This window comes from Pseudomonas sp. DC3200b2 (genome assembly GCF_049895785.1).
GTDB classification, from domain to species: Bacteria; Pseudomonadota; Gammaproteobacteria; order Pseudomonadales; family Pseudomonadaceae; genus Aquipseudomonas; species Aquipseudomonas massiliensis.
Genome location: NZ_JAFCTA010000008.1, coordinates 91,399 through 113,549 on the forward strand (window position 1 = coordinate 91,399; position 22,151 = coordinate 113,549).

26 protein-coding genes are annotated in these 22,151 nt (G+C 63.0%); 13 read left to right on the forward strand and 13 right to left on the reverse strand.

Annotated features, from left to right (window positions below; all coding sequences use genetic code 11):
• Positions 1-242 precede the first annotated feature (242 nt).
• On the forward strand, positions 243-788 hold the full coding sequence (locus ACP691_RS19845; protein ID WP_426153484.1) for an NMCC_0638 family (lipo)protein: 546 nt from the start codon (positions 243-245) through the stop codon (positions 786-788).
• The gene (locus tag ACP691_RS19850; RefSeq protein ID WP_426153486.1) at positions 788-931 is read left to right on the forward strand and encodes a hypothetical protein; all 144 of its coding nucleotides are present in this window, start codon (positions 788-790) and stop codon (positions 929-931) included. Before ACP691_RS19845 ends, ACP691_RS19850 begins: the two co-directional genes overlap by 1 nt.
• Here the strand turns inward: ACP691_RS19850 and ACP691_RS19855 are convergent.
• Positions 900-1,826 (reverse strand): LysR family transcriptional regulator, encoded by a 927-nt coding sequence (locus ACP691_RS19855; protein ID WP_426153488.1) that lies wholly within the window; start codon positions 1,824-1,826, stop codon positions 900-902. The genes ACP691_RS19850 and ACP691_RS19855 overlap by 32 nt on opposite strands.
• A 112-nt stretch (positions 1,827-1,938) precedes the next feature.
• On the opposite strand from ACP691_RS19855, the gene ACP691_RS19860 reads away from it, so the two are divergent.
• Genes ACP691_RS19860 through nfsB form a run of 3 tightly spaced genes read left to right on the forward strand, consistent with a single transcriptional unit; the run spans position 1,939 to position 4,850 of the window.
• Positions 1,939-2,949 carry a zinc-binding alcohol dehydrogenase family protein gene (locus ACP691_RS19860; protein ID WP_426153490.1) on the forward strand — a complete coding sequence of 337 codons (1,011 nt, stop codon included), beginning with the start codon at positions 1,939-1,941 and terminating at the stop codon, positions 2,947-2,949.
• A 44-nt stretch (positions 2,950-2,993) separates the two neighbouring features.
• Complete coding sequence (locus tag ACP691_RS19865; RefSeq protein WP_426153492.1) at positions 2,994-4,175, forward strand: L-dopachrome tautomerase-related protein; 1,182 nt, start codon at positions 2,994-2,996, stop codon at positions 4,173-4,175.
• A 21-nt stretch (positions 4,176-4,196) separates the two neighbouring features.
• On the forward strand, positions 4,197-4,850 hold the full coding sequence (nfsB, locus tag ACP691_RS19870; protein WP_426153494.1) for an oxygen-insensitive NAD(P)H nitroreductase: 654 nt from the start codon (positions 4,197-4,199) through the stop codon (positions 4,848-4,850).
• A 90-nt stretch (positions 4,851-4,940) separates the two neighbouring features.
• Here nfsB and ACP691_RS19875 read toward each other — a convergent pair whose 3' ends face one another.
• Positions 4,941-5,867, reverse strand: coding sequence for a LysR family transcriptional regulator (locus tag ACP691_RS19875; protein WP_426153496.1), 927 nt, complete (start codon positions 5,865-5,867; stop codon positions 4,941-4,943).
• Positions 5,868-5,984: 117 nt separating this feature from the next.
• On the opposite strand from ACP691_RS19875, the gene ACP691_RS19880 reads away from it, so the two are divergent.
• A complete protein-coding gene (locus ACP691_RS19880; protein WP_426153498.1) occupies positions 5,985-6,926 on the forward strand; it encodes a DMT family transporter in 942 nt (313 codons plus the stop codon).
• Between the two features lie 52 nt (positions 6,927-6,978).
• Here the strand turns inward: ACP691_RS19880 and ACP691_RS19885 are convergent, their stop codons facing one another.
• Positions 6,979-7,731, reverse strand: a complete 753-nt coding sequence (locus tag ACP691_RS19885) for an SDR family NAD(P)-dependent oxidoreductase (RefSeq protein WP_426153500.1) — start codon at positions 7,729-7,731, stop codon at positions 6,979-6,981.
• Between the two features lie 103 nt (positions 7,732-7,834).
• Here ACP691_RS19885 and ACP691_RS19890 point away from each other — a divergent pair, with 103 nt between their 5' ends.
• On the forward strand, positions 7,835-8,764 hold the full coding sequence (locus tag ACP691_RS19890; RefSeq protein ID WP_426153502.1) for a LysR family transcriptional regulator: 930 nt from the start codon (positions 7,835-7,837) through the stop codon (positions 8,762-8,764).
• 19 nt (positions 8,765-8,783) lie between these two features.
• On the opposite strand, the gene ACP691_RS19895 is transcribed toward ACP691_RS19890, so the two are convergent.
• Entirely contained in the window at positions 8,784-9,182 is a 399-nt protein-coding gene (locus tag ACP691_RS19895) for a YkgJ family cysteine cluster protein (RefSeq protein ID WP_426153504.1), read from the reverse strand.
• A gap of 252 nt (positions 9,183-9,434) precedes the next feature.
• Between ACP691_RS19895 and ACP691_RS19900 the strand changes: the two genes are divergently transcribed.
• The 4 genes from ACP691_RS19900 (at position 9,435) to ACP691_RS19915 (ending at position 13,061) form a co-directional block, all read left to right on the forward strand.
• A complete protein-coding gene (locus ACP691_RS19900) occupies positions 9,435-10,145 on the forward strand; it encodes an rRNA pseudouridine synthase (protein ID WP_426153506.1) in 711 nt (236 codons plus the stop codon).
• 107 nt (positions 10,146-10,252) lie between these two features.
• Positions 10,253-10,861, forward strand: coding sequence for a TetR/AcrR family transcriptional regulator (locus ACP691_RS19905; protein WP_426153508.1), 609 nt, complete (start codon positions 10,253-10,255; stop codon positions 10,859-10,861).
• A 260-nt stretch (positions 10,862-11,121) separates the two neighbouring features.
• Positions 11,122-11,808, forward strand: a complete 687-nt coding sequence (locus tag ACP691_RS19910; protein ID WP_426153510.1) for a type 1 glutamine amidotransferase domain-containing protein — start codon at positions 11,122-11,124, stop codon at positions 11,806-11,808.
• Between the two features lie 95 nt (positions 11,809-11,903).
• Positions 11,904-13,061: an alkene reductase gene (locus tag ACP691_RS19915; RefSeq protein WP_426153512.1), complete on the forward strand. Its 1,158-nt coding sequence runs from the start codon at positions 11,904-11,906 to the stop codon at positions 13,059-13,061.
• Positions 13,062-13,231: 170 nt separating this feature from the next.
• Here the strand turns inward: ACP691_RS19915 and ACP691_RS19920 are convergent, their stop codons facing one another.
• The 6 genes from ACP691_RS19920 to ACP691_RS19945 all read right to left on the reverse strand — a co-directional run bounded on the left by ACP691_RS19920 (position 13,232) and on the right by ACP691_RS19945 (position 17,433).
• Positions 13,232-14,419, reverse strand: coding sequence for an MFS transporter (locus tag ACP691_RS19920; RefSeq protein WP_426153514.1), 1,188 nt, complete (start codon positions 14,417-14,419; stop codon positions 13,232-13,234).
• 172 nt (positions 14,420-14,591) lie between these two features.
• Positions 14,592-14,804 (reverse strand): DUF2934 domain-containing protein, encoded by a 213-nt coding sequence (locus tag ACP691_RS19925; protein WP_426153516.1) that lies wholly within the window; start codon positions 14,802-14,804, stop codon positions 14,592-14,594.
• Between the two features lie 60 nt (positions 14,805-14,864).
• Positions 14,865-15,599, reverse strand: a complete 735-nt coding sequence (locus ACP691_RS19930; RefSeq protein WP_426153518.1) for a demethoxyubiquinone hydroxylase family protein — start codon at positions 15,597-15,599, stop codon at positions 14,865-14,867.
• Between the two features lie 9 nt (positions 15,600-15,608).
• Positions 15,609-16,775 (reverse strand): hypothetical protein, encoded by a 1,167-nt coding sequence (locus ACP691_RS19935; RefSeq protein ID WP_426153520.1) that lies wholly within the window; start codon positions 16,773-16,775, stop codon positions 15,609-15,611.
• 162 nt (positions 16,776-16,937) lie between these two features.
• Positions 16,938-17,159: a hypothetical protein gene (locus ACP691_RS19940; protein WP_426153522.1), complete on the reverse strand. Its 222-nt coding sequence runs from the start codon at positions 17,157-17,159 to the stop codon at positions 16,938-16,940.
• Between the two features lie 49 nt (positions 17,160-17,208).
• Complete coding sequence (locus ACP691_RS19945) at positions 17,209-17,433, reverse strand: YgdI/YgdR family lipoprotein (protein WP_426153524.1); 225 nt, start codon at positions 17,431-17,433, stop codon at positions 17,209-17,211.
• 209 nt (positions 17,434-17,642) lie between these two features.
• Here ACP691_RS19945 and ACP691_RS19950 point away from each other — a divergent pair, with 209 nt between their 5' ends.
• Both ACP691_RS19950 and copC read left to right on the forward strand, forming a co-directional pair.
• A complete protein-coding gene (locus ACP691_RS19950; protein ID WP_426153526.1) occupies positions 17,643-18,224 on the forward strand; it encodes a histidine phosphatase family protein in 582 nt (193 codons plus the stop codon).
• 18 nt (positions 18,225-18,242) lie between these two features.
• Entirely contained in the window at positions 18,243-18,602 is a 360-nt protein-coding gene (copC, locus tag ACP691_RS19955) for a copper homeostasis periplasmic binding protein CopC (RefSeq protein ID WP_426153531.1), read from the forward strand.
• 200 nt (positions 18,603-18,802) lie between these two features.
• Here the strand turns inward: copC and ACP691_RS19960 are convergent, their stop codons facing one another.
• The 3 genes from ACP691_RS19960 to ACP691_RS19970 form a co-directional block, all read right to left on the reverse strand.
• On the reverse strand, positions 18,803-19,267 hold the full coding sequence (locus ACP691_RS19960; RefSeq protein WP_426153533.1) for a copper chaperone PCu(A)C: 465 nt from the start codon (positions 19,265-19,267) through the stop codon (positions 18,803-18,805).
• Positions 19,267-19,869: an SCO family protein gene (locus tag ACP691_RS19965; protein WP_426153535.1), complete on the reverse strand. Its 603-nt coding sequence runs from the start codon at positions 19,867-19,869 to the stop codon at positions 19,267-19,269. Before ACP691_RS19965 ends, ACP691_RS19960 begins: the two co-directional genes overlap by 1 nt.
• A 70-nt stretch (positions 19,870-19,939) precedes the next feature.
• Positions 19,940-22,063, reverse strand: coding sequence for a TonB-dependent copper receptor (locus tag ACP691_RS19970; protein WP_426153537.1), 2,124 nt, complete (start codon positions 22,061-22,063; stop codon positions 19,940-19,942).
• Positions 22,064-22,151: the final 88 nt, after the last annotated feature.

Below are 22,151 nucleotides of genomic sequence, written 5' to 3' on the forward strand. Positions count from 1 at the left end.
GTTCATCTGGGGCGGGCGAGCTTTGATCAGCGCGGCTAGGCTAGTCATTTGCAGTTACATAGCGCACTGAAAGACCGGTACAAGCGCTATCGCCGCTACGTCATTATCCAGGATGTAATACGGTGCGCTTGATAGGCAGGCGCCTTTAGATCTTTCACCTCGGTTCACAGCCCCTCGCTTCGGCGGGTCGGCGCCATGGAGGATGTGAGCTTCGTTCGTGCATCGATGCCATGGAGGTTCTTGTGAAATGGGGATCCGTCTTAGCCCTGCTGTTGTTCCTTGTATCAAAACCGATGTCGGCTAGTGAAAGTGAGGAGCGAGCGCACCGTTTTTCGACGTTATATGCCACCATCTGCGGTGCGCACATATTCAAGCTGGACACCCTCAGGGCGGAGTTGAATTCTGTGCCTAAGCTACCCGCAGAAAAGGCTGCCCGATTTCTTAACTCCTACCCAGGCGACGCCCGGCCGGTACCGGTCGACCACGGCAATTTCGTGCTGGCGATACCTCATGAAGTACCGATGTGCGTCGTTTACGCCCGTCGGGCCAGTTCAATAATGGTCGAAGCGGGGTTCCTGCGATTCGTGGCTGAGGTCTCCCCGCCATTTACTGCAAAAAAGACCATAGACAAGTACGAGCCGGGAATAACCAGCGAGCCTGTGCATACCCTTGCTTATGAATGGTCGACGCCGACGAGCGCACGCAAATTACTGTTCATACTCACGACTACTGAGTCGCAGTCAGGGCCTATGCAGGCCATGGGGTCCGTTTCCTTGTCCTCGGACTGATGAGCCATGCGCAAATCATCGGCCGTCCCGAGTTCGACACGGGGTTGTCATTTGCCGAGTCTCACACTAGTCACTTCGCGCTGGAAACCCACGCCAGCGAGATCATCCCGGTCATTCAGGCGTTTCTTGCCAAGCACCTGTAGCGGCCAGCCGGGCGTGCAGTGGTTCCAGCCGGGCCCGCAGCAGCGCATGCAGCTGCTGCACCGCCGGGGAATATTGCTTACGGTGGGGGCAAACGAGGTTGAGCGGCGTCGGTTCACCTCTGTACTTGGGTAACACCGGCTCGAGCCGCCCCGCATCGATATCCTGGTGCACATCCAGCCAGGATTTGTACGCCAGCCCCTCGCCGGCGATTGCCCACCGCCGCACGATCTCGGCGTCATTGCTGAACAGCGGGCCGGCAACCTGCACCGTTTCATCGCCCACGCGCCAGCGGTCGTAGAGGCGGCCGCTGAGCGAGTACAACAGGCAGGGGTGCTGGCGCAGCTCTTCCGGCGTGCGGGGTTTCCCGTGGCGGCGCAGGTAGTCCGGCGCGGCGACCAACACGCGGCGATTCCATAGAGCCAAGGGCAGGGCCACATAGCTGGCGTCGTCAAACACTCCGTAGCGCAGGGCAATGTCGACCGGGTCCTTGAACACATCGGCCACTTGGTCGGACACCAGCAGGCGAAGGTCCAGCGCCGGGTGCTGCCGGCGGAACTCGCAGAGCCAGGGCAGTAGCAGGTTACGGCCCAGGTCCGAAGGCGCCGATACCTGTAACAGTCCCTGCAGTTCGGTGTTTTCCCGACGCATGCGGTCCTGACCTTCCTGCAAGGTGGCCAGCACTTCCCGCGCAAAGGGAAGGTACTGCTCCCCTTCAGCGGTCAACCGCAGGCTGCGGGTTGAGCGGGCGAACAGGCGCACGTCCAGGTCACGCTCCAGGCGCTTGATCGCGGCGGCAACCTGCCCAGGCAGCAAGCCTGTTTCACGGGCCACGTTGGAAAAGCTGCCCAGAGCGGCGGTGCGCACAAATAACTGGAGGTCTTCGAAGCGAACCATCTTCATTCCGCGAGTGAAAGTGTTAGCCAATTTTGCGACTTTTTCAAAAGGCTTGGGAAGCTGAAGATGGTTCCACATTTCGCTTCGCCTGTTATCTACAAGGATTGCCCTCATGAAAGCTATCGTCTTCACCGAACACGGTCTGCCCATCGACGACCCGCGCGCCCTTTACGACAGCGAACTGCCAGCACCCACTCCCGGCCCCCGCGACCTGCTGGTCGAGGTGCGGGCCATTGCGGTGAACCCGGTCGATACCAAGGTGCGCGCCGGCACCGGCAGCACCGGTCAGCCCAAGGTGCTCGGCTGGGATGCGGTCGGCAAGGTGCGGGCGGTGGGTAGCGAGGTCACGCTGTTCGAGCCTGGTGACGAGGTTTTCTATGCCGGTGCCATCGACCGGCCGGGGAGCTACAGCGAACTTCATGTGGTGGACGAGCGCATCGTCGGTCATAAGCCGTTGAGCCTCGACGATGCCAGTGCCGCGGCGCTGCCCCTAACGTCCATCACGGCCTGGGAGCTGCTGTTCGACCGCCTCGGCATCGCCGAACAGGGGGGCGCGGGGCAGAGCCTGCTGATCCTGGGCGCTGGCGGCGGCGTGGGTTCCATCCTGACCCAGCTGGCCCGCCAACTCACGGGGCTGACCGTCATTGGCACGGCTTCGCGGCCACAAACCCGTGAATGGGTCAGCGCCCTGGGCGCTCATCACGTGATCGACCACAGCCAGCCGTTGGCCGAGCAACTGCGCATGCTCGGTATGGACGCAGTGGATCATGTGATCAGCCTGACCCATACCGATACCTACCTGCCGCAACTGATCGACATCCTGCGGCCCCAGGGCAACCTGGCGCTGATCGACGATCCGGCGGTATTGGATGTGGTGCCGCTCAAGCGCAAGTCGTTGGCCCTGCACTGGGAACTGATGTTCACCCGTTCCCTGTACCAGACGGCCGACATGATCAAGCAGCACGAATTGCTCGAGCGCGTGGCGCGTCTGATCGATAGCGGCGTGCTCAAGACCACCCTGGGCGAACACTTCGGTCGTATCGAGGCGGCTAACCTGCGGCGCGCCCACGCCCTGATCGAAAGCGGCAAGGCCCGGGGCAAGATCGTCCTCGAGGGCTTCTGACGTGCTTTTCCCAGCCTTCTCGTTGCCAATGTAGAGGACCTGCCATGCTGATCGAAACCTTGCTTCGCCGCTCCGCCCTGGCCTTGGCCCTTCTGAGCCCGGCCGCCTTCGCCGTGCAGGTGCAGCCATTGCCAGCCGGCGTCGCCGCGGAAAAACCCGTCGGCGTACTGGACCTGGTGCATGCTTTCCATGACGCCATGCCCACCGGGGTCACGGTGAGCGAAACCGGGCGCATCTTCGTGAACTTCCCTCGCTGGGGCGACAAGGTGCCCTTCACCGTGGGCGAACTGCGAAACGGCCAGGTGCAGCCATACCCCAACGCCGCCATCAATGTCGAGGACCCCTCGGACCCGGCCAAGGGCTTCATCAGCGTGCAGAGCGTGGTGGCCGATGGCAACGGACGGCTCTGGGTGCTGGACACCGCCGCGCCTGAGTTTTCCGCGCCGCGCCCGGGCGGCGCCAAGCTGGTGGCCATCGACCTGGCGACCAACCGAGTGGTGAAGACGCTGGTGTTTCCCGCCGAGGTGATCCTGCCCAGCACCTATGTCAATGACATGCGCTTCGATTTCCGGGTCGGCCGGGAAGGCACTGTCTACGTCACCGATTCGTCCGTCTCCGGGCCGGGCGGGATCATCGTCATGGACATCGCCAGCGGCAAGGCCAGTCGTCGCTTGAGCGGCGCGCGCCAGACTTCCGTGGATCCTGCCTTCGTGCCCGTGGTGGAGGGCAGGCCGGCGCTTCTGAGCAAGGGCGCGGATGGCAAAACCAAGCCGCTGGGCGTGGCTTCGGACGGCATCGCCCTGTCGCCGGACGGCGGTACCCTCTACTTCAGCCCGCTGTCCAGCCGCCACCTTTACGCCGTGCCCACGGCCTCGTTGCGGGACTCGAGCCTGAGCGACGCGCAGCTGCAAGCGGCCGTGCAGGACCTGGGTGAGAAAGGAGCTTCCGACGGGCTCGAAGCGGACGCCGACGGCGCGGTTTATGCCACTGACTACGAGCACAACGGCATCCGCAAGCGGCAGGCCGACGGCCAGTGGCGGACCATTGTCCACGATCCCCGTGTGCTCTGGCCGGACACCATGGCCATCGGCCCGGATGGCTACCTGTACTTTACCGCCAACCAGCTGCATCGCTCGCCTGGCTTCAACGATGGCCATGACCTGCGCAGCAAACCCTACAGCCTGTTGCGCGTGAAGATCGACGCCGCGCCTGCACCTACTCATTGATCCCCTTATTGGAGAACCGCCATGCACCTGATCGACCTGGCCAAGCAGCGCTACACCACCAAGGCCTTCGACCCCAGCCGCAAGGTTCCTCGGGAAACCGTCGATGCGCTGCTCGAACAACTGCGGCACAGCCCATCGTCGGTAAACTCCCAGCCCTGGCACTTCGTGGTCGCCGCTACGGAAGAGGGCAAGGCCCGCGTCGCCAAGGGCGCCGAGGGCGGCTTTGCCTATAACGTGAGCAAGATTGTCAACGCCTCCCATGTGATCGTGCTCTGCACTCGCATCGACATGCCCGAGGAACATTTGCAGGCACTGCTGGCACAGGAAGCCCGGGACGGTCGCTTCCCCACGGCCGAAGCCCAGGCTGGCCAGGACAATACCCGCCGTGGCTATGTGGCCTTGCACCGGTTCGATCAAAAGGACCTTCAGCACTGGATGGAAAAGCAGACCTACCTGGCCTTGGGCACGCTGCTGCTGGGCGCGGCCTCCCTTGGCGTAGACGCGACCCCGATGGAAGGCTTCGATTTCAAGAAGCTGGACGAGGAGCTGGACCTGCGTGCCCAGGGTTACAGCAGCCTGGTGCTGGTCGCGCTGGGCTATCGGGCCGATAGCGACTTCAACGCCGGCCTGCCCAAGTCCCGCCTGCCCACGGAGCGAGTGTTCACCTATCTCTGACAAACGGGAAAGACAACGGGCCTGGCGGTAGCCAGCGCCCGCTGGCCGATAGACGCCGCTGCAAGCCTTGTTCGACAGCTTCGCTGTCTTCTACAGACTGAATCGCTCGACCAGATAGTCGATCACCAGGCGAACCTTGGGCGGCAGGTGACGCTTGGGCGGGTAGAGTAGCCAGATATCACCCACATACTGTGCAGCCTCAAGCTCCCAGTCCGGCAAGACCTGCACCACCTCGCCTCGCGCCAGGGCCTGGCGGGCCGCGAAATCCGGCAGATTGGCGATACCAAGGCCCTGGATGGCCGCTTCCAGCCGCGCGCCTGCGTGATTAGCGATATAGCGGCCCTGTACGGTCACGGTTTCGCTGTGAGGGGCCGGACCTTCTTTGCGACGCAACCGCCAGCGATTGTCATCAGCCTGTTCGCCCAGGTAGAGGCACTGATGCCGCGCCAGGTCCAATGGAGCGGTGGGGACGCCTGCCTGGTCAAGGTATGCCTGCGAAGCGCAGAGCAGCCAGCGCACCTTGCCCAGGGAACGGCCAGCCAGGCCTGGGGGCGGATGGTTCGTCAGGCGTATCACCAGGTCCAGATTCTCCACCAAGGGGTCGGTGTCCGAATCGCTGAACACCAGTTGCACGTCCAGTCGGGGATGCCGCTTGAGAAAATCCAGCATCAGAGGATGCAGAACGGTCTTGGCGAAGGCGGTAGGGGCGCTCAGATTGACGCGTCCTTGCGGCTGCGAAGCCAAGTGCCCGGCCGCGTCTACGGCGTTGCTGGCTGCCTCCAGCATGACGCGGCAGTGCGCATATACCTGCATGCCGGCCTCCGTGAGGCGGATGCGCCGGGTCGAGCGCTCCAGCAGTTGGGCGCCGAGCCTGTTTTCCAGGCGCTTGATCTGACGGCTGACGGTAGAGGGCAGGGTACACAGTTGCCGAGCCGCGCTCGAAAAGTTTCCCGTTTCGACGACCCGCGCGAAGACCGCCATATCCGGTAGGGATTCGAACAGTTCAGTAGGGCCCATGGGGTTACTCGGTCGCTGGCTTATGCGGCACGAGCATAAATGATGTGCATCGACGCCGCATTATCAGCGCTCCTGCATTGCTCGAGACTGTTGGCCTCGGATAGGCAGGAGCTTGCAATGAGTGGGTTGAGGAAATCGATGCTGACCAGCGACCTGATGCTGCTGGCGGTGGCCGTGGTGTGGGGGACCAGCTATGGGGTGGTCAAGGCTGCGCTGATGTTCTACCCGGCGCTGGGTTTGCTCGCGCTCAGGTTCACTATCACTTTTTTACTCTTGAGCCCGGCCTTGGCGCACCTGAGGCAGCTTCCGCCTTCCAGGCTGCTGGGGCTGATGGCTTCCGGCATGCTTCTGCTGGGGGTATTCCTTTGCGAAACCTTCGGCATCCTGCATACCACGGCCACGAACGCCGCGTTTCTGATCAGCCTTACGGTGATACTGACGCCGCTGGTGGAATGGGTCTGGCTCAAGCGTCGACCGAGCGGCCGGGAATGGGCGGCGGTGGGGCTGTCTATAGCCGGCGCCTCCTTGCTTGGCGGCGGCACGGGCTGGGCCTTCAATGTCGGTGACGCGCTGATGCTGGCCGCGGCCCTGATCAGGTCGCTGCAGGTTTGCCTGCTCAAGCGGGTAACCCAAAACACGGAGCTGCCAGCCCTGACCGTCACCGCCCTACAGTCGGGCATGGTGGCGCTGGGCAGCGGGCTGCTGTTGATACTCTGCGTACCCGCGCCGCTGCAAGGGTTGCTGGCAATACCCAGCCCCGGCGCGTTCTGGAGTTACCTCGCCTATCTCGTCGGCGCCTGCACGCTGTTTGCCTTTTTCGCTCAGAACTACGCCCTCAAACGCAGCAGCCCGACCCGGGTGGCGCTGCTGATGGGTAGCGAGCCGGTGTTCGGGGCGCTGTTCGCGGTGCTGTGGTTGGGCGAGGGCGTCTCTTATCAGGGCTGGCTGGGCGGCGGGCTGATCGTGGCCGGGTGCCTGTTGGCCAGCGTCCAGTGGGAGCGAGGCCTAAAACAGCGGCAGCGGTTCCCGGCTAGATCCACCGCCTCTCCATCTGCCTAGCATTTGACCGGTTCTAGTCTGCGGTCGCTCAGGCAGCGGCCTCGACGCCCGGTCAAATCTGCGCCTGGCCGCCATCGACGAACAGTTCGGCGCCGTTGACGAAGCTGGCGTCGTCGCTGGCCAGGAACACGGCGGCGTTGGCGATCTCCACGGGCTCGCCGACACGGCCCAGGGGGATCTGCGCGCTCAGGTAGTCCAGCAGGCCTTGCTGCTGGGCGGTGTCCTGACCTGCGAGTTCTACCAGGCCGGGGGTGCGGGTCGCGCCTGGGCTAAGGGTATTGACCCGGATGTTGCGGTCTTTCAGGTCCAGTATCCAATTGCGGGCGAAGGCGCGCACGGCGGCCTTGGATGCGGCGTAGACGCTGAAGGCGGCGGTGCCGGAGCTGGCCGCGGTGGAGCCGGTCAGGATCACCGATGCCCCCTTGGCCAGCAGCGGCAGCGCCTTCTGTACGGTAAAAAGCACGCCCTTGACGTTGCGGTCGAAGGTATCGTCGAAATGCGCTTCGGTGATTTCGCCGAAAGGCACCATGCTACCGCCGCCAGCGTTGGCGAAGAGCACGTCGATACGGCCCTGCTCCTGCTTGATCCGTTCATAGAGGCTGTCGAGCTGGTCAAGGCGGGTGGAATCCACCTGCACGCCAGTGGCCTGGCCGATGTGCGCGACCGCGGCCTCCAGCTCCGCCTGACGGCGACCGGTGATGTAGACGAGGGCGCCTTCCTCTGCGAAACGCTTGGCGGTGGCTAGGCCAATGCCGCTGGTACCGCCGGTGACCAATGCGATCTTGCCTTGAAGTTTATGATTCATGAGGTTTCTCCCGAAGTGGTTGTGCTCTGGTATGGGAGAAGCTTATCGACGCCCTCGAAATTTCAAAATAGAATTGTTTGAAAACGATCGTTGCAGATTTGAAATGAGCAGATTGCCGGATTTTGAAGGTTTGGCCATGTTCGCCAAGGTGGCTGAAGAAGGGTCATTCGCGGCCGCGGCGCGGTTGATGGGCGTATCGGTGCCGACCGTTTCCAGGGCAGTAGCGCGGCTTGAAGAACGGTTGGGTGGGCGTTTGTTCAATCGCACGTCGCGGCAGTTGGCCTTGACCGAGTTCGGCGCCAGCCTGGCGGCGCGGGCCGCGGACATCTACCGTCAGGCCGAGGAAGCCGAGAGCGAGGCCCAGGACCTTTCCGTGCAACCTCGCGGTCTGGTGCGTCTGGCCGTGCCCATGTCCTTTGGCTTGCGCTGGGTGGCGCCGTTGCTGCCTGAGATGATGCGTCAGTATCCGAACCTTTGCGTAGACCTGCACCTTAGCGATGCTACCGCCGACTTGGTCGCGGACGGCTTCGACGCCGCGCTGCGCATCGCTGCCTTGCCGGATTCCTCGCTGGTCGCCCGGCATTTGTGCGCGGTAAGCCAAAACCTGGTGGCAGCTCCCGGGTACCTGGACGTCCATGGCCGGCCCAGGCATCCGCGCGAACTGGCCGCCCACGCCTGTCTGAGCTATGCCTATCGTGCCCGTAGCCAGGTCTGGCGCTTCACTCATCGAGACGGCAGCGAAGAGGACGTCATTCCCAAGGGGCCTCTGCGCGTAACCAATTCCGATGCTCTGCTACCGCCCTTGCTCGAGGGCCTGGCCATCGCCGAGCTGCCGGAATTCATCTGCAGCGAATACCTGGCCGATGGGCGCCTGGAGCAAGTGCTGCCGGACTGGCACATGACCCAGGGCGGCCTGTATTTCGTCACGCCTTCGGCCAGGAGTCGACCACGTAAGGTGCAGATCCTGTCGGATTTCTTCGCTCAGCATTTGGGGCAGCCGACCTGGCGCTGGCGTCCTGGAGCGGAGCGCTAAGTAAACGAGCCACTGTTGTTTATCCAGCTAGGCCTGCTGGGAGGAGGACCGAAGACTCGTCAGGATTTGCCAAGGCAAAGCCCAGGACGGGCAGCGGCGGCAGGCCAAAGGCCGCACGGGCGCTGTTGCACTGCTCGTTGATCGTCCCGTCCGGCCACACCTGGTCGAATTCCCGGCAGGTAGAGGAGCGCTGCTCGTAGATCGAGCAGGCCACGGCCTGGCCTACTTCGCCCATGAGGGCCGTGCAGCGACAACGAGCACCCTCGGTGCCCAGCATGGCCACGCGGCTGGGGCTGATCTGTACCGTGAGGTCATCAGGTACGCTGCCTCCTGCCGAAGCGCATTCGCCCCAGTAGAAGGACACACGGAAATGGGAACAGCAGGCACCACAAGAAAGACAGAGATTGTTATCTGACATGGCTGGCGAAACGCAGGCGGGTTACCGGCAAGGCGGCATGGGTTGATGCCCATGACCCCGGCACCGGCTTTGCCTCGCTTGCGTGGGTTCGCCTGCTTCGTGCCGGGGGACGGGCGCTGGCTAATCTGCGCCGGCGCTCGCTTTTTGAGAAGAGGGGCCATGAATTTTTTTTCCGGCCGGCTGCGCCATGACGGTGTAACCCCGTTATCCAGGGGGCGGTACAATGGCGTTTTTCATGCCGAGCTACCCTTGATGACTGAAGCAAAACGCCTGTCCCGCTGCCTGATCGAGGCCATCGGCTGTTCCCGACGCGAAGCGGAGCTGTACATCGAGGGCGGCTGGGTCACCGTCGATGGTGAAGTAGTGGACCTGCCGCAGTTTCAGGTACAGCACCAGCAAGTACAGTTATTGCCTGGCGCCAAGGCCGAACCCCCGGAGCCGGTGACCCTGGTGCTCAATCAGGCGCCGGGCCTTGACGAAACGGCCGCCCTGGCTTCGATCACGCCGCAAAGCCAGGCGGCCGCCTTCGATACAGGCAAGCGAGTGCTCAAGGGGCATTTTCGTCAGCTGCGCTGCCTGGCACCTTTGCAGCCCGGCGCCACCGGACTACAGGTGTTCACCCAGGACTGGCGCACCGCCCGCAAGCTCACCGCCGAGTTCGGCAAGCTCGAACAGGAATACCTGGTGGAAGTGCAGGGCACCCTGCAGGCCGACGGCCTCGAGCGGCTCAAGCGCGGCGCCACCGCCAAAGGGCAGGCGCTCCCCGCGGTCAAGGCCAGCTGGCAGAACGAATCCCACCTGCGCATCGCCCTGAAAGCCCCAACCCCGGGCGTAGTGGCGCAGTTATGCACGGCGGTCGGGTTGACGGTTGTCAGCCTGCGGCGCTTGCGCCTGGGTGGCGTGTCCATGGGCAAGCTGCCGCTTGGGCAGTGGCGGTACCTTGGGCCGCAGGAGCGATTTTGATTCAGAATGCTCGACTCTACCTGGAGCCGTGCTTGCACCAGTCAGAAGATGGCGGTTCCCGAGGGCTCAAGTAGACCGGCCGCCTAGCCAGGTATAAGATCAGGCGCATGAGCACTCACAAGACACGCGAATCCTCCGACACCCGCCAGGAAATACTGGAGGTCGGCCAGCGGATCATGGCCGCCAAGGGCTATTCCGCGGTGGGCCTGAAAGAAATCCTGGCGGCCGCGGACGTGCCCAAGGGCTCGTTCTATCACTACTTCGAATCCAAGGATGCCTTTGGCGAAGCCTTGCTGGAGGATTACTTCGAGGATTACCTCGAAGAACTTGACCAGATCCTCGCTCAGCCAGGGTTGAGCATGGCCCAGCGCTTGATGAACTACTGGACAGCCTGGCAGCAGAACCAGTCCTTCCTGGAATGCCAGGGCAAGTGCCTGGCAGTCAAGTTGGGAGTCGAAGTGGCCGACCTCTCTGAACCCATGCGGGCCGTTCTCCAGCGAGGTACCTCAGGTATCACTGATCGACTTGCCCTGGCGATCGAAGCCGGTGTTACTGAAGGCTCCCTGACTATCGAGGGCGACCCCTATGCAGTCGCGCAAAGCCTGTATCAGCTTTGGGTCGGCGCGAGCGTGATGGTGAAGATCGCTCGCAACATGAAGCCCTTCGAAACCGCCCTGACGACCACCCGACAGATACTCCACTTCAGCCGAGCCTAGCGAGCGAAGCGCCGGCGTTCCCCGCTTGATCGCCGGTAGAAGAAGTCAGAAGGTCCTAGACGACCGGTCTAATTTAAAGTAATGTGGTTGGTGTTGGATAAGCATGAGCCTGAAAGGTCGCGATAGGCTGCTTTTGAGCCGTTGTTCACCTGACGCTATCTGCCAAGGCTAAGGCGCTGAAGCTACAAACTGATTGTAGACGACCGGTCTATTAAGAGTGCCCCGCTACTTCATTATCTACGCAGCCAAGGAGTCACCCCATGAAGATCCTTATGGTATTAACCTCCCATGACACCCTCGGCAATACGGGGCGCAAGACCGGCTTCTGGCTCGAAGAGCTGGCGGCGCCTTACTATGCCTTCCTCGACGCCAAGGCAGAAATTGTCCTGGCGTCCCCAAAAGGCGGCCAGCCACCACTGGACCCAAAAAGCAACGAGCCTTCATTCCAGACGGACCTCACTCGCCGCTTCGAAGCCGACCCTGTCGCGACCACTCGGCTCGCCAACACCGTGCGACTGGACAGCGTCTCGGCGGCCGATTTCGACGCTATCTTCTACCCCGGTGGTCATGGCCCTCTGTGGGACCTGGCCGAAGACCCGACTTCCATTGAATTGATCGAAGCCTTCTACGCGGCGGGCAAGCCTACTGCCCTGGTCTGCCATGCTCCGGGCGTGTTGCGTCACGTGAAAAGGCCCGACGGCGAGTCCTTGGTGCAGGGCAGGCGGGTAACGGGTTTCGCTAACAGTGAGGAAGCCGCGGTGGGCCTGACCGATGTGGTGCCTTTCCTGGTCGAGGATATGCTCCAGGCCCAGGGCGGCCTGTATTCCAAGGGAAATGACTGGGCTTCCTATGTAGTGAGCGATGGCCTGTTGATCACCGGCCAGAACCCCGGCTCGTCGAGCGAAGCCGCGCGGGTGCTCATCCACCAGCTCACCGCCCGCGTCTGAGCAGCTACGAAAGAGAGCGCTCTGGCGACTCCCCATCACTTCAGCGGCCAAGCTCCCAGCTGGCCGCCAACCAATCTAGTCATAGAGGACATTCCATGCGGCACTCCGCACTGTTCCAACCCCTGGCCCTTGGACCCATTACGCTGAAAAACCGTATCGTCATGCCGCCGCTCACCCGCCAGCGCAGCGGCCAGCCCGGCGATGTACCGACCGCGCTCATGGCCCGTTATTACCAACAGCGCGCCGACGCCGGCCTGATCATCAGCGAAGGCACGCAGATCGAGCCCCGCGGCAAGGGCTATGCCTGGACGCCGGGCATCTACAGCCAGGCACAGATCGAAGGATGGCGTGGCGTAACCGAGGCGGTGCACGCCGAAGGCGGACTGATTTTCGCCCAGTTGTGGCACGTGGGTCGGGTATCCCACCAGGCGCTGCAGCCCGGGAACGCCGCTCCGGTAGCGCCTTCTGCCCTCCAGGCGAACAACGTCAAGGCGTTCATCGAAACCGGCGTGGGTACCGGTGAACTGGTGCAGCCTTCGATTCCGCGAGCGCTTAGCGTCCCCGAGATCAAGGCCTTGGTGGCGCTCTACGCCCAGGCGGCGCGCAACGCTATGGAGGCCGGCTTCGACGGCGTGGAGATTCATTCAGCCAACGGCTACCTGATCAACCAGTTCATTTCCAGCCACGCCAACCAACGCACGGATGAGTATGGCGGCTCCCTGGAAAACCGTCTGCGCTTCCTGCGCGAAGTGGTGCAAGCGGTCGCTGCCGTGGTGGGGCCGCAACGCCTGGGCGTGCGCTTCGCTCCGTTGTTCACCAGCACCGATGAGGATCGTGTCTATATCGGGTTCGTCGAAGACGATCCACGCGAGACCTACCTGGCCGCCATCCGTGAGCTCGAGGCTCAGCAGGTGGGTTATCTGTCCATCGCTGAGGCTGACTGGGCCAACGCTCCGGAACTGCCAGAGGCGTTTCGTCGCGAGGTCAGGGCGGCATTCACCGGCCGTATCCTCTATGCCGGCTTGTATACCGCCGAGCGCGCCGAGCGCATGCTGAAAACCGGGCTGGCGGACATGGTCGCATTCGGCCGGCCGTTCATCGCCAACCCGGACCTGCCCGCGCGCATCGCCAATGGCTGGCCGCTCAATCCCCTGCAACAGGCCGGCCTTTATGGCGGCGGTGAGCAAGGCTTCATCGATTATCCGAGCTATCGGCCCGCTCAAATCGAAGCCGAGCAAGGGGTGCCGTCGTAAGTCACATCCTATGCTTGTGGGACGCAGCGGTAGCGGCCGAATGATCGCGATGGTTCGGCAGCGATTCCCCAGCTGGCGCTGGGTCCCACAGCGTCTTTATCTAAGCGTACAAGCCCCATCGATGACCCGGGATTGCTTTAGGATGAGCAGCGCGCCGCTTGCAGCGAGGCTCAGGCAGGGCTGGCAGCCAGCCTTGCGCCTACCGAGTACGCCAATCCGCCCGCGACGATAAACCCAGCGAGCATCACGAACATCCATCCGGGTGCCAAGACGGCCAGCACCCAGCCACATAGGACGGGCCCCAGCGCCGCCCCCAGGTTGGCCAGGTTCTGGGCACCGTAGTACATCCCGCGAAGGTGGGGCGGTGCTATGCGATCGATAAACATGTACTCGGCCGGGAAGACGATGATTTCGCCAAGGGTGAATACCGCCATGGCCAGGCCCCATTGCCAGACCTGTTCGGCCAGGGCGAAGCCAAGGATGCCGATGAGAAAAAGCGCCAACCCCGCCGTGAGCCATGCTTGCAGCCGCTGGGGGTCGATACGCCGCCCCACCCCATATTGAAGCGTGACCACCACCACCGCATTCACCGCCACCAGAGTACTGATGACGGGATAGGCCGCCGTGGCGCTCCCTGTGCTGACTAGGTATTGCGACAGGTAGGCCGTGAATTGGCCGAACACCACGGCGCTAAGCAAACCGCCCAAGGTAAAGCAGACCAGCCGGCGATCCGCCAACAGCACCCGACCCACCGCCAGGAAAGAGGGCGAGGCGAGATCGGCAGCCGCGCCTGGATGGCGCTCACCCCAGCGGGCATAGACCAACAGGAAACCCAACCCCAGCAGCGCCGACACCGCGAATGGCAACTTCAGGTGCGCTTGCGCCAGCCATGCGCCAAGAAACGGCCCGATGGCATAGCCCATATTGATCAAGGTGTAGCGCACCGAAAAAACCTTCGGCTGCTCGGCCGCTGGCAGCAGCCGGCCAAACGAGGCCTTTACCACCACATCCATGACCGAATAGGCAAAGTTGAATGCAACCAGGAACACGAAGAACCAGCGTACATCCGACGTCAGCAGCATCCCGACGAAACCCAGGATGAAGCAGGCGGCGTAGCTCAGGATCAGGCTGTAGTTCGAGCAGCGATCGGTCAAATATCCACCGTACAGGCTCAGCAGAGAGCCGCCGACCAGTGCGCCCCCCACCATGGCACCAATGGCGGCGATGCCGAGCCCGAAGCTCGAAGACAGGTACACCACCAGGAACGGCAAGCTGATCGCTCGCGCCAAGGTGAGTACGAATGAACTGGTAAGCAGGAGATTGACGGGGCGGGAGTAACGTCTGAAAGGGGTGATCATCCGTGGTCATGCTCGGCAGAATGGCAGGCGAGCTCAAGCTCTGTACGAAAAGTGACGGCGCTCGGCTCGGCCGTGTTACAACCAGGCTTGTCCAGCCCACGCTCGCCAACTTTTCATACGGAGCCTAACATCGAACGGGCCCGCCACGCTGCTATCGCAATTCGAGCTGAGCTCAGCCCGGCGCCCGGGTGCCTGGCACGGGTTGGCTGATTCCGGACTGGCCGCTACCGCCGACTGAGTCCAGGGTGTTCTGGGCCGCGGGCTGTTGTTCGGCGATCAGCTGTTCCCGTGCCGAATGCCAGTTGTCCTCCGGGTCCCCGTCCGGCTTGCCGGCCAGTTCCCAGAGTTCATAGGCCCGCTGGCGGATATGGTCGTCGTCGATCATGGTGGTCTCCTGGGTAGATGGCGGCCAAGGGTGCCGCCTAGGTATAAGTGTTCCAGTGCCCTAGCTGAGCTGCGCCTTGAGCGATTCGCGCAACAGCGCCTTGATGGTTACCAGGTGCTCTTCCTCGTGGCGCAAGGGCTCCTCGAAGCTGGCGGCAAGCTGCGGATGATTGGCCTGCTGGGCCAGCTCGATCAGCAGTTCCCAGGCAGCGTTGTCGGTCAGCTCGAGGGTCAGCATGGCGTTCAAGCACTGGGCCATGTTGGTCCGTGGATCGGTCAACACTTGCATGATGCCCTGGGCCATGGTCCCGGCTACCTGGGCGCAGGGCGTCACTGCGGTAGGGTCAGCCCCCAGGCTTTCAATGGCTTCGCGCAGCAACTGCAGGTGCTCGGTTTCCTGCCGCTGGATGTCGCGCAGGGTTTGCAGCATGTCCGGGCAAGCATCGGGCGCGGCTTCTACCTTCGCCAGGAAGGCTTCATACAGGCGTACCCCGGTGCGTTCGTAGCCCAGGCGTTCACCGAGCTTGTCCAGGAACAGCTCGGGCCGCTTGCCCATCAGCATGTCCACGCCAGTCTTGACCACGCCCTTGAGCGTTCCCGGAGGCGGCACGGAGCCAACCTGTTCGCCGGCCTGGCGCTGTTCGCGGATGCAGCGCACCCGTTCTTCGGTAATGCGCAGCGCGCTGCCGGGCACGTCTGGCCCGAACTGTTCGGTGGCCTCGAGCTGGCGCTTGGTGTCCTGTGGCGACATCTGGGCCCCGGTGCGGTTCAAGCCCAGGGGAGCGGAAGTGGTCATGACGAGTCCTCAAGGTTTGCGAAAGAGTTCGGTACCCGGCGTCCAGATGTACCCGGCCGAAGCGATATCCGAGGGAATACCCTCGCCGTTGAGATGGTTGCGGTACTCCACGGACGCTTTGTCCTCCTGGACGCGGGGCACGTAGTTGATGCCGTGGGCGCGCAGGTCCACTTCCTGGGCCAGGGTGTGGCGTATGAACTCGCGGTTGCGCTTGAGTGGGCGCATCCTGGGCAGGCCACCTACCAGCACTTGCGCCGGGTCCCGGTGTTCGAACTTCTTGAACAGCTCGCTCACGAAGTGCAGGTGGCCCAGTTCATAGTCCAGAAAACGCTCCCACAAGGCCTTGACTCGAGGGTTGTCTTCCTGCTCGGCGCAACTGGCATAGGCGTAGACCTCCATGGCCTCGTGAACCAGCCATTTTTCCAGGAAGGTTTCGCTGGCATCCATCAAGGACTCGTACTGGGTGACATGCTGCTCTTCCACCGAGGCGATTTCAGCGTAGAGCGCCCGCGCCACAGGATCGGCAAAGGTGTTGCCAATATTCATGTAGTAATCGTGGGTCTGGTACTCGGAACTGGTGATCATCGCCGCATGGATCTTGGTGATCAGCTGCGCGGTGGCTTTGTCGTAACCCTCCCGCAGGTCATCGCCAGGGTTACGATGCTGCTGGCTGGTGGGGCGACCGGGGATAACGTCCGTGTAGCCCTGCAGGATATTGTTCGGGTCCTTGCCTTCGAGCCGGTCATACATGGCTGAATAGCGGTACAGGTGGTCGAAGTCCTCCAGCAGCCCGAACCGGTAGGATTGCGCCTGGTACGGGTCTGGCTCGTTCTGAGCCACCGCCGCCGTGACTTCGATAGCGACCTGCTCGTAGGCGATTGTCGTTTCGAGAGGGGAATGGTCACCGGCGATCAGCCAGTTGATGGCGGTTGCCTGGTGGTGCTCCACGCGGCGGATATGCGCCAGGTGAGGCTGTAGTTCGCGATGGAAGCGCGCGCCTATGTGCTTGAGGCGCAAGGCCTCGGTCTCGATGCCGTTCATGAGGATGATACGAATGCGCGTGGTGGCGTCGTCGTCCAGCTTGCTGATCGGTCGAGTCGCCAGTTCCCGCCAGGTGAACTGCTGCTTATGCAGCGGCGTTCCCTTCAAATCCAGAAGTCCGGAAAAGGTATCCATGTCTGTTCTCGCTCAGGCCAGGGACACGGCTGATCCCTTCGTTGTAATGCCGCTTCGCTCGCCGGGCGGGGCCTGACGGAGCCTGAGGGGTGGACTTTTCGCAAGCGGCGAAGGGTCAGCCTGAGTGGCTCGCGATCCGACCAGTGGAAGCTGACAGGGCGATCAAGGCAGGCCGTTCAGCCCCTGGTCGTCGAACGCACCGACCCGAAGCTCCCGGAGGCCATGCTCGGCCTCGAACCGCACCACCGCCCCCTTGCCCTGGGTCAGGGCCTGGACGTGTGCCAACAGCGGCGTCTGGTCCGCCGCGGTCAGCAGGGGCTTGTAGCCATGGGCCTTGAGCAGTGCCCATTGGCCATCGATCAGCTCGATCCTGTAGACATCCATTTTCAACGCGCTCCGGATAACGTCTCGCCACAAAGGGGGAGCCGGGTGGTCAGTCTTCTTCCTTCACCGTGGCCACATCCTCGGCCCGCACCTTCACCTGGCGGCCAGAAATATCCTCGAATTCGTAAAAGCCGTCTTTGCTTCTGGTTTTCGGGGCGTCTTTGGTGACGTATTCGGTGCCGTCTTGGAGCGTCACCACCGTGGCGGTTGAGCAACCCGTCAGAGCGGCGCAGCAGGCGAGGGCGGTGACAAGGTTGAGCATGTTGCGGTTCATGGGGCCTTCCTTTTGGGTCCAGACTGGGGGGCGAGCCAGAAGAGAGGTTATATGCACTTTGAGTGGGTAGGTAACCCGCGGTTCGCCCGCCAACAATGGTGAAACGAGGAAGCACGAGCTGCGCCTGCTGCGCTTGGTCGATTGACGGCCTATGATGGCAACCTCTTTGCCTGCAGTGGCAGGCTGTTCTTTCCCAGCGATCCAGCTCAATGGTCCCGATCCAGCTTGCACTCGTCTGTCACGCCCTCACCGACGCTCAGCGTACGGGGCGTTTCCCATCCCATGAAGATGGATTGCGTGACCCGAGCGGTCTAGCCAGGTACGTCGGAGAACCAGCGGCTTGCCTGAGCGCGCCAGAATGGCGAGCGCGGCAGACCGTCGAAGGGTGGGGCCTGACGCCAGAGGTGGACCCCGACTTGCGCGACTACGGTCTGGGGCGTTGGGCCGGTATGTCGCTCAAGACGCTGCAGCGCGAGCAGCCTGCCGCGCTCCAGGCCTGGCAGACGGACGTTTGCGTCGCCCCGCCGGGCGGGGAGTCCGTGACCGAGCTTTGTCAGCGTGTCGCGGCCTGGCTGGAAGGCTTCGCCCGGCCCGGGCATTGGCTGGCGGTCACCCACCCCATGGTGATCCGCGCTGCGATGCTGCATGTGCTGGGCGCACCGCCAATGGCATTCCACTCGATCGATGTGCAGCCTTTGGCGCGCATTCAGTTGAGTCATTATGGCCGCTGGCGGCTCCAACTGACGGAACCGTACCCAGGCCAACCCCCGTTGCCTGGTCTTTCATCCTGACCCCTGAGGGATTTCTCGATGCTCAAAAGCCTTGCTAGCGTGGTTGCCGTGGCGCTCACCCTTGCTAGCCAAACCGCCCTGGCACATGCGCACTTGACCGGGCAAACCCCGGCCGCGGACAGCACCGCCCAATCCCCGACGGCCTTACGCCTGAAGTTTTCAGAAGGAGTCGAGCCGGCCTTCAGCAAGGTTACCCTGACCCTTGAGGGCGAACCGGTAACGGTGAAAAACCTCGCCACTGCGCCGGGTGACAATACGGAATTGGTGGTGACGCCGGACAAACCCCTGGCGCCGGGGCGCTACCAAGTAAGGTGGCGCGCGGTCTCGGTGGATACCCATCACAGCGAGGGGCAGTATGGGTTCACCGTAGCCCCCTGAGGCTTCGCCTCCAGGGCGAGCCTACTTTGTCTCGGTATGCTAAAGGCGCCCATGAACCGGGACACTGTGGGACCCAGCGCCAGCTGGGGAATCGCTGTCGAACAATTGCGCTGATTCGGCAACTGCCGCTGCTTCCACGAGGTTCGCTAGCTATCGCTAGCTCCCACTGGTAGGAGGCTACCCACCTGGCGGTTAGCCGCTCAATGCATCGAGTGCATATTCCCGCCCGCGTCCAGGGGCCTGACCGGCGCCTGCACGGTCAGCGTCTGCCGCGCGCCCTTGTCGTCTTCCACCGTAAGGGTCAGCGGCACGCTGTCGCCAACCGTTACCGGCCCGGTCAGGCCCATGAGCATGATGTGGTAACCCTCAGGCGTGAAGGCCACCGGCTGGTGGGCGGGAAGCTCCACGGAAGGTACCCGTTGCATGCGCATCACATCCCCTTCCATATGCATTTCATGGATTTGCGCCTCACGAGCGATAGGCGACTGTACGTCCAGCAAGCGAGAAGGGGTATCGGCGGTGAGGGTAAGGAAGGCGCCGCTGGCCGGTTGGCCGGGTACCGCCGCGCGTACCCAGGCATCGCTGACCTGGGTCTGGGCGAAGGCGGGGGTTGCCGAAAGCAGGGCAGTCAAGGCGAACAGGCGGGCAGGTTTGAACAGCGTCATCAGCACAACTCCATCAAAGTAAGCAGGTCCTCGGCGCATTCCTGTGCGTTAAGGGAGGCCGGCAGGCCGAGGCGCAGGTTGCCGCGAGAGTCATACACGTAGCAGGTGGCGGTATGGGAAATGGTGTAGCTGTCGCCTACCGGTACTCTTTCATAGAACACCTTGAATTCCTTGGCCGTGGCGGCGATCTGCTCCGGCGTACCGGTAAGGGCTTCGAAGCTGGGGTCGAAGGCTTTCACATAATGGTCGAGCACCTCAGGCGTATCCCGCTCCGGATCCAGGGTGATGAACACCACTTGCAGGCGCGGACCATCACGACCCATCAGGCGCTTGGCCTGGGCCGCCCGGGCCAGGGTGGTGGGGCAAACCGCCGGGCATTGGGTGAAGCCAAAGAACACCATGGGCATCTGGCCCCAGTAACTGGAGATGGACTTGGGATTGCCTTGGGGGTCCTGCAGCTTGAAGGTACGGCCCATCACTTCGTTGCTCAGGTTCTTGCCGTATTTGAAGTTCAGGCTATTGCCCGCGTCGCACCCTGCCAGGGTGCCTAGGGTCAGTACGCCGCTGCCGGCGAGCAGCTGGCGTCGTGTCAGATATGTCATTGTCTGGGGGCTTCCGCCAATCAAGCGCGGGCTCTGGCCTGCAGCCAGGCCCGCGGGTGGGTCGATAAGGTTAGAAACTGAAGTCGAGCTTGCTCCACAGCGTTCGGCCAGGCTCGTTGATGGCCCTGTCGCCGGGGTAGCCGAAACCGGCGTCACCGGCCAGGTTAAGGTGCTCGGTGTAGGTCTTGCCGAACAGGTTGTCCACCCCGGCGCTGACCTTCCAATGGCGGTTCAACCGGTAGGCGCCATTAACCGAGAGCACGCCGAACCCCGCGGAGCTGCTAAAGTCCTGGCCCACCACATTACCACTCCCGATGGCCACGCGGTGCTGTGCGCTGACCAGGCGCCAGAGCGCGCCCGCGCTCCATCGATCATGGCTGTAGGTCAGGCCCAGGCGCGCCTCCAACGGTGGGATCTGCGGCAGGGCGCGATGGTCGGTGCTGTTCTCGCCCCAGGCGTAGGCCAGGCTGGCCGTGCCTTTCCAGTGATCGTCCAGCTGATAGCCGCCCCCCAGCTCCCCGCCCAGAATGCGCGCCTGTACATTGCGGACCTGGCTGGTACTCATGCCCGTGGCGGTGCTGTAATCGAAGAGCATGTAATCCTGCACCACCCCCACATAGGCAGAAACCCAGGCCTCCAGAGTATCGCCATTGTATTGCGCGCCTATGTCCAGCTGCGTGGTCTTCTCCGGTTTGAGCCCTTCGAAGGCATTGGTCGAGCCCGTCGGCCCACGGGCGGCCGAGTACAGCTCCCAGTAGTCGGCAAAGCGCTGCACGTGACCCAACCCGGCGTAAAAGGTAGTGGGGGAATTGGCCAGGTCATACTCATAACGGGCGAAGCCGCTGGGCAAGGTTTCGCTACGCCGTTCGCCTCTGGTAGGGTTAGCCATGTTCATGCCCATTCTCTTCACCGAGCTGCGATAGTCCGTGGCGTCGGCACGATCGAGCCGCAGGCCGCCGATCACTCGCCCCTGCTCGCTGGCGTACCAGGTCAACTCGCCGAAGACGCCGTAGTCGTGCATGGTAGCGTCCCGCTCCCAGGCGAACGCGTCGGTATCAGCGTATTGTCCAGTCATCATGTTGTAAGTGGAACTTCGCTTGCGGTGCTCGCTGCGCATGGCATCGACGCCTGTCTCCAGCCGGAAGTCGGACCACGCCAGCGTAGCCGCCAGGCGGCCGCCCAAGGTGCGACGGTCCACCTCGGAGGCCATGGGCATGGGCATCATGCTGCCGGGTGAAGGCATACGCAGGCGGAAGTTGTCCATCACATGATCGGCATAGTTGTAGTACAGACGGGCGTCGACCTTCTCGAGCACCTGGCCGATGCTGCGCTTCTCGAAGCGCAGGCCAAGGCTTTCCCGCTGGAATTGGGTACCGTCCATGCCGCGTCCGGCATAGCGAGCCAGGCCATCGCCCTTGCCAGCGGTGAATTCGAGCAGGGTATCGGCGTCGGGGGTCCAGCCCGCGGCCATTTCACCATTCCATTTGGCCCAGCGCGACGGCACGGTGGCGCCGCTGCCATCAAGGTAGTCATCGGCCTGGGCCTTGTTGCCCATGAAGCGCAGGTAGCCCTCAGGTCCGCCCAGCGCCCCGTCGAGCACGCGGTCGAATCGGCCGTTGGAGCCTATCAACACGCTGCCATCCAATCGGCCGCCCAGGGCAGCGAATCGCTCCGGCTCACGCTCGAACAGCACGGTGCCCGCCGACGCGCCAGGGCCCCAGAGCACGGTTTGCGGGCCTTTGATCACAGTCAGCCGGTCAAAGGTTTCCGGCGCGATGTATGAGCTGGGCGCATCCATCCGCGCAGGGCAGGCCCCGAGCATCAGGCCGCCATCGGTGCGAATATTGAGACGGGAGCCGAACATGCCTCGCAGTACCGGATCGCCATTGGTGCCGCCATTGCGGATGGCCGCGAAGCCCGGGATGGTCTTGAGATAATCCGTGCCGTCGCTGGCCGGCACCGGTTGGCGAGGATCTTTGGGGTTGGTCACCACGGTCAGCGCAGAACGCTGCTGTACGGCGGTCACCACGGTGGTGTCGAGCAGTACGGCTTTCTCTTTTCTACCTTCGACGGTCTCAACGACTTGCCCCTGCGCCAGGGCAGGAAGGGCGGCAACCGCGCCCAGGGTAAGCACTACAGCTCGGCGCAGACGACTTGCCTGCGGGAGTAGGGGGGTAACGCGTAACGCAGTCATAAGCTTTAGCTCAGCAGTGGCCTGCTCAGCCGCGAACGGGCGGCAAGCCGATCAAATCGTGCGCGTCTCCTGACCTCGCGGTCAGCGA

Coding starts and splice junctions, on each gene's coding strand:
- ACP691_RS19850 (WP_426153486.1), top strand. CDS start 788: ATGAGCCATGCGCAAATCATCGGCCGTCCCGAGTTCGACACGGGGTTG.
- ACP691_RS19855 (WP_426153488.1), bottom strand. CDS start 1,826: ATGGTTCGCTTCGAAGACCTCCAGTTATTTGTGCGCACCGCCGCTCTG.
- ACP691_RS19860 (WP_426153490.1), top strand. CDS start 1,939: ATGAAAGCTATCGTCTTCACCGAACACGGTCTGCCCATCGACGACCCG.
- ACP691_RS19865 (WP_426153492.1), top strand. CDS start 2,994: ATGCTGATCGAAACCTTGCTTCGCCGCTCCGCCCTGGCCTTGGCCCTT.
- nfsB (WP_426153494.1), top strand. CDS start 4,197: ATGCACCTGATCGACCTGGCCAAGCAGCGCTACACCACCAAGGCCTTC.
- ACP691_RS19875 (WP_426153496.1), bottom strand. CDS start 5,867: ATGGGCCCTACTGAACTGTTCGAATCCCTACCGGATATGGCGGTCTTC.
- ACP691_RS19880 (WP_426153498.1), top strand. CDS start 5,985: ATGAGTGGGTTGAGGAAATCGATGCTGACCAGCGACCTGATGCTGCTG.
- ACP691_RS19885 (WP_426153500.1), bottom strand. CDS start 7,731: ATGAATCATAAACTTCAAGGCAAGATCGCATTGGTCACCGGCGGTACC.
- ACP691_RS19890 (WP_426153502.1), top strand. CDS start 7,835: ATGAGCAGATTGCCGGATTTTGAAGGTTTGGCCATGTTCGCCAAGGTG.
- ACP691_RS19895 (WP_426153504.1), bottom strand. CDS start 9,182: ATGTCAGATAACAATCTCTGTCTTTCTTGTGGTGCCTGCTGTTCCCAT.
- ACP691_RS19900 (WP_426153506.1), top strand. CDS start 9,435: ATGACTGAAGCAAAACGCCTGTCCCGCTGCCTGATCGAGGCCATCGGC.
- ACP691_RS19905 (WP_426153508.1), top strand. CDS start 10,253: ATGAGCACTCACAAGACACGCGAATCCTCCGACACCCGCCAGGAAATA.
- ACP691_RS19910 (WP_426153510.1), top strand. CDS start 11,122: ATGAAGATCCTTATGGTATTAACCTCCCATGACACCCTCGGCAATACG.
- ACP691_RS19915 (WP_426153512.1), top strand. CDS start 11,904: ATGCGGCACTCCGCACTGTTCCAACCCCTGGCCCTTGGACCCATTACG.
- ACP691_RS19920 (WP_426153514.1), bottom strand. CDS start 14,419: ATGATCACCCCTTTCAGACGTTACTCCCGCCCCGTCAATCTCCTGCTT.
- ACP691_RS19925 (WP_426153516.1), bottom strand. CDS start 14,804: ATGATCGACGACGACCATATCCGCCAGCGGGCCTATGAACTCTGGGAA.
- ACP691_RS19930 (WP_426153518.1), bottom strand. CDS start 15,599: ATGACCACTTCCGCTCCCCTGGGCTTGAACCGCACCGGGGCCCAGATG.
- ACP691_RS19935 (WP_426153520.1), bottom strand. CDS start 16,775: ATGGATACCTTTTCCGGACTTCTGGATTTGAAGGGAACGCCGCTGCAT.
- ACP691_RS19940 (WP_426153522.1), bottom strand. CDS start 17,159: ATGGATGTCTACAGGATCGAGCTGATCGATGGCCAATGGGCACTGCTC.
- ACP691_RS19945 (WP_426153524.1), bottom strand. CDS start 17,433: ATGAACCGCAACATGCTCAACCTTGTCACCGCCCTCGCCTGCTGCGCC.
- ACP691_RS19950 (WP_426153526.1), top strand. CDS start 17,643: ATGGTCCCGATCCAGCTTGCACTCGTCTGTCACGCCCTCACCGACGCT.
- copC (WP_426153531.1), top strand. CDS start 18,243: ATGCTCAAAAGCCTTGCTAGCGTGGTTGCCGTGGCGCTCACCCTTGCT.
- ACP691_RS19960 (WP_426153533.1), bottom strand. CDS start 19,267: ATGACGCTGTTCAAACCTGCCCGCCTGTTCGCCTTGACTGCCCTGCTT.
- ACP691_RS19965 (WP_426153535.1), bottom strand. CDS start 19,869: ATGACATATCTGACACGACGCCAGCTGCTCGCCGGCAGCGGCGTACTG.
- ACP691_RS19970 (WP_426153537.1), bottom strand. CDS start 22,063: ATGACTGCGTTACGCGTTACCCCCCTACTCCCGCAGGCAAGTCGTCTG.